Genomic DNA, 4,490 nt, shown 5'->3' with positions numbered 1-4,490 from the left:
GGTCCGGGGGGGGATCGTGGCTCTCGGGAACCCGGAGCGGGCCGGGAGGCTAGGGCTCCTCGCGCCAGCCGTCCCACTGGGCCGCGAACGCGTCCAGTTCGCCCGCGTCCAGCCGCTCCTCCTCGTCCCGCAGGACCAGCAGCCACTGGGCGTCCTCGGCGTCGTCCTCCCCGGCCAGCGCTTCACGGACGAGCTGCGGTTCCTCGTCCAGCCCGAACCGCTCCCCGAGGGCGTCGGCCGCCTCCTCGGCGGCGTCGCGGTCCGGGAGCACCAGCACATGCCTCACGTCACTCACGTACGCCATTGTCCGGCACCCGCGCGACGGCCCCGGAAGGGCCCCCTCACCCGCTCAGGACTTCGGCACGACCTGGATGTCCAGCTCCACCTCGATGGTGGGGCCGACCACGGCGATGCCACGGGCCAGCATCGTCTGCCGGTCGAGGCAACTGCGGACCACATCGCGGAAACCCGGCACGCGAGCGGGTCAGTCCCGCGCCACCCTCAGCTCGTGCCCCGCGCCGGTGACCGCCAGCGCCCCGTCCCGGTCCGTCCGCAGCACCGCCGCGCCCTCCGCCCGCAGCGCCGCGACCGTGCCGGGCGCCGGATGCCCGTACAGGTTGTGCGTCCCGCAGGAGATCAGGGCCAGGCGCGGGGCCAGCAGGCGCAGCAGCTCCGGGCTCTGGTGGGCCGAGCCGTGGTGGGCGACCTTCAGCACGTCCACGCCCACCAGGCGCGCCACCTCCGCGGACCGCAGCAACTCCTGCTGGGCCGGGGGTTCGAGGTCCCCCAGCAACAGCAGGCGCAGCGCGCCGGAGCGGACGAGCAGCGTGACGCTGGCGTCGTTGGGGTCGTCCGGGTCGGGGGACGGGCGCGGTGGCGGCCACAGCACCTGCCAGGCCAGGTCGCCGATACGCCGCTCCTCGCCGGCCGCGGCCACGGTGAGCGGGATGCCCCGGCGGGCCGCCTCCCGGCGGACGAACGCCGCCTGGTCGGCGGGCTCGTCGTAGCCGGTGGTCTCGATCGCGCCGACCGAGCGGCCCCACAGGACGCCGGGCAGGCCGGCCACGTGGTCGGCGTGGAAGTGGGTCAGCACCAGCAGCGGGATCCTGCTGATGCCGAGCGCGCGCAGGCAGTGGTCCACCAGCTTCGGGTCCGGTCCGGCGTCCACCACGATCCCGGTGCCCGCTCCGGCGGCGAGCACCGTCGCATCGCCCTGGCCCACGTCGCACATCGCGTACCGCCAGCCCGGCGGCGGCCAGCCGGTGATGACCCGGGTCAGCGGCGGCGGCTGCACCACCACCAGCAGCAGGAGGACCGCGCACACCCCGCACTGCCAGGGACGCGCGAGCAGCCGCCTGCCCACCGGCACGGCCACCACGGTGACCACCGCCAGCAGCAACGCCCCGGCCCAGCTGCCCGGCCAGTCCACTCCCCCGCCGGGCAGCGCGGCCCCGGCCCTGGCCACGTCCGCGAGCCACCCGGTGGGCCAACTCGCGCACCAAGCCAGCGCCTTGGCCACCGCCATGGTGAGCGGCGCGGCCGCGAGTGCCGCGAAGCCCAGCACGGTGGCCGGCGCGACCGCGACCTCGGCGAGCAGGTTGCACCCCACCGCGACCAGGCTGACCCGCCCCGACAGCACGACGACCACCGGCGCGCACACCACCTGCGCCGCGGCGGCCGCGGCGAGCGCCTCGGCCAGGCGGGCGGGCACCCGGCGTCGCCGCAGCGCGGCACTCCAGCGGGGTGCCAGTGTGAGCAGGGCCCCGGTCGCCAGCACCGACAGCAGGAAGCCGTAACTGCGGGCCAGCCAAGGGTCGTAAAGCACCAGCAGCAGGACGGCGGTCGCCAGTGCCGGGATCAGTGATCTGCGGCGTCCGGTCGCCAGGGCGAGCAGCGCCACGGCCCCGCACGCCGCCGCCCGCAGCACACTCGGATCGGGCCGGCACACCACGACGAACCCCACGGTGAGCACCCCGCCCAGCAGCGCGGTGGTCCGCAGCGACAGTCCCAGGCGCGGTGCCAGGCCGCGGCGCTCGGCGCGCTGCGCCAGGCCGGGCGGACCGAGGAGCAGGGCCAGGAGGATGGTCAGGTTGCTGCCGGAGACGGCCAGGGTGTGGGCGAGGTCCGTGTCCTTGAACGCCTCGTCCAGCTCGGGCGTGATCCGTGAGGTGTCGCCCACCACCAGGCCCGGCAGCAGTGCCCGCGCGTCCGCGGGCAGGTCGTCGGTGGCCGCCCGCAGTCCGGCGCGCAGCCGGCCCGCCAGCCACTGCGCCCCGGACGGCTGCCCGACCAGGACGGGCGCGGCCCGGCCTCGGACCCGCAGCACCGCCGCCACATCGTCGCCGCCCGCCAGCGGGAGCGTCAGCCGGCCGGTCACCCGCAGCCGAGTGGACGGCAGCAGGTCCAGCCACGGCGACCGCCGCGCCGCCTCCTGCCCGCGGGGGGTGGTGTCCCCGCCGCCGCGTACGCCGGTGCTCGCCTGCCCCGGTGTGCCCGTGTCGACGAGCATCAGCACCGGGGTCCGGGTCCGGGTCACCACGGCCTCCGTCGCACCGGTCGCACCGGTCGCACCGGTCGGGCCTATCGCGCCGGTCACGCGAGTCGCACCGGTCCCGCCCATCGTGCCTGCCCCGCCGATCATGCTTGTCCCGCCGGTCGTACCTGCCCGTGCGATGCGCCGTACCTCGGCTCTGATCAGCACGGTGGTCCGCGTCAGATGGTCGCCGCTGACCCGGGGGCGGGTGAGCCGGGGGTCGGAGGTCACCCGCACCTCGGCGGTCACCGTGGCGTCCTGCCGTGCCAGTGCCGGGACGGGGCCGCGCCGCAGATCCGCCCCGTGCAGCCCGGCCGAGGCGGCGGCAGCGGCGGCACCGAGCAGCACGGCGGCCGCGGAGGCGCGTGCCCAGGCAGGCGGTCGGGATCCGGCCAGGGTTCGGGTCAGGGTTTGAGCCAGAGTTCGGGCTCCGGAGGTGGTTCGGATTCGTGCCCCGGTGGGGGTTCGGATTCGTGCCCCGGTGGGGGTTCGGGTTCGTGCCCCGGTGGGGGTTCGGGTTCCTGCGCGGGGCGCGGTGGGTTCCGGTGGCCGTTCCGCCGGGCGGCGCCCGCCGCCGCGCCGGATGCGCCGCCGGACGCGGAACCGGTCCCAGAGGAGGACGCCGGCGGCGGCCAGGCACAGGGTCACGCATCCGATCACCCAGGCAGCGGAAGCGTCGACGGCCAGTGCGGCCGTCACCCAGGCCGCGAGCGCGGGCGGGACCAGGCGGAGGTCGGCCGGCCCCTCCTGGCGGGGGTGAGAGGCACCGAGCCGGTGGCCGGAGGCCGCGTGCACCGGGGAACGCGGGCGGGAGACAGCTGCCACCGGACCGTCCGCGCCGGTCACAGCGGAGGCGCGGGTCGCCGCGGAGTCCCCGGTCACAGCGGAGGAGCCGGTCCCAGCAGGGGCGCCGGTCACCGGAGGGCGGGCGGTCATGACGTCACCAGGCCGCGCAGGTCGGCGTATCGACGGTCGCCGATGCCGGTGACCTGGCGCAGTTCCTCGACCGAGCGGAAGCCGCCGTGCTGGGTGCGGTAGTCGATGATGTGCCGGGCCAGGACGGGGCCCACCCCCGGAAGGGTCTCCAACTGCTCCGCGGTCGCGGTGTTCAGGGACACCGGGGCAGCGGGTGCTCCGGCCGCGCCCGCGGTGACCGTGCTTCCGTCGGCCGCCCCCGCGACTCCTGGTCCGGGGGCCGGGACCGGACCGCCGACGACCACTTGTTCCCCGTCCACGAGGAACCGGGCACGGTTGAGGCCGCTGAGGTCGGTGCCGGGGCGCGCCCCGCCCGCCGCGCGCAGCGCGTCGGCGACCCGTGAACCGGCCGGAAGGCGGTGAATCCCTGGATGCCGGACCTTGCCGCTGACGTCCACGACGATCTGCGGTCCGGGCGAGGTGCCGGTTCCGCCCGGCGGAGCCGCGCCGGGGGCCGACGCGGGCGAGGCGCGGGTGCCGTCCTCGTGCCCGGCGGCGGGGGCGGCGCCGCGGACGACCTCGGGCGCCCGTACCGCCTGGGTGCGGCCGGACCAGAAGTGCTGCACGGCGAAGACCGCGGCGACGGCGAACACCAGCGTCAGCGCGACCACATGACGGCGCTCCAGACCGCACCGTGTCTGCAGCCACAGGGGAAGCCGTTCCTTCAACACGAGCCCGGCGCGCTCCCGCCGCCCCGGCACCTCGTCCCCGGCCAGAACGACCTCACTCCGACCGGTCATATCCAAGCCGACCCCGTCCCGACCGGACGCCTCCGGTCCGGACACCTCCGGGCCGGATACCTCCGGACCGGTCGCCTCCGGGCCGGTCTCTCCCAGGCCCATGTCGTCGGCGGATCCCGTCTCGTCGGCCGATCCCGTCTCGTCGGCCGGCTCAGCCTCGGCCGTCCCGCGGGCCGGAGCCGAGGGGATGTCCCCGCCCCGTGCCCAGGACGGCCCGCGGGACGGCCGAGGCTGAGCCGGCC

At 76.6% G+C, this 4,490-nt stretch carries 3 protein-coding genes and 1 pseudogene; all 4 read right to left on the bottom strand.

What is annotated here, in order from left to right; all coding sequences use genetic code 11:
* Positions 1–49 precede the first annotated feature (49 nt).
* The 4 genes and pseudogenes from GV126_RS32900 to GV126_RS32890 all read right to left on the bottom strand — a co-directional run bounded on the left by GV126_RS32900 (position 50) and on the right by GV126_RS32890 (position 4,248).
* Entirely contained in the window at positions 50–295 is a 246-nt protein-coding gene (locus GV126_RS32900) for a hypothetical protein (RefSeq protein WP_028422156.1), read from the bottom strand.
* Between the two features lie 54 nt (positions 296–349).
* A pseudogene (locus GV126_RS37240) lies at positions 350–433 on the bottom strand (YceI family protein); the annotation flags it as partial.
* 51 nt (positions 434–484) lie between these two features.
* Complete coding sequence (locus GV126_RS32895) at positions 485–3,469, bottom strand: ComEC/Rec2 family competence protein (protein ID WP_438947886.1); 2,985 nt, start codon at positions 3,467–3,469, stop codon at positions 485–487.
* Positions 3,466–4,248: a ComEA family DNA-binding protein gene (locus tag GV126_RS32890; RefSeq protein ID WP_419796070.1), complete on the bottom strand. Its 783-nt coding sequence runs from the start codon at positions 4,246–4,248 to the stop codon at positions 3,466–3,468. The genes GV126_RS32895 and GV126_RS32890 overlap by 4 nt, the downstream gene beginning before the upstream one ends.
* Positions 4,249–4,490: the final 242 nt, after the last annotated feature.

Origin of the sequence: Streptomyces mexicanus (assembly GCF_902506575.1) — a bacterium.
GTDB lineage: Bacteria > Actinomycetota > Actinomycetes > Streptomycetales > Streptomycetaceae > Streptomyces > Streptomyces mexicanus.
The sequence above is the reverse complement of the archived record's forward strand: the minus strand, read 5'-3'. Positions and strand labels throughout refer to the sequence as shown.

Excerpts from the sequence above, each read along its gene's own strand:
- GV126_RS32895 (WP_438947886.1), bottom strand. The coding sequence starts at position 3,469 with ATGACCGCCCGCCCTCCGGTGACCGGCGCCCCTGCTGGGACCGGCTCC.
- GV126_RS32890 (WP_419796070.1), bottom strand. The coding sequence starts at position 4,248 with ATGACCGGTCGGAGTGAGGTCGTTCTGGCCGGGGACGAGGTGCCGGGG.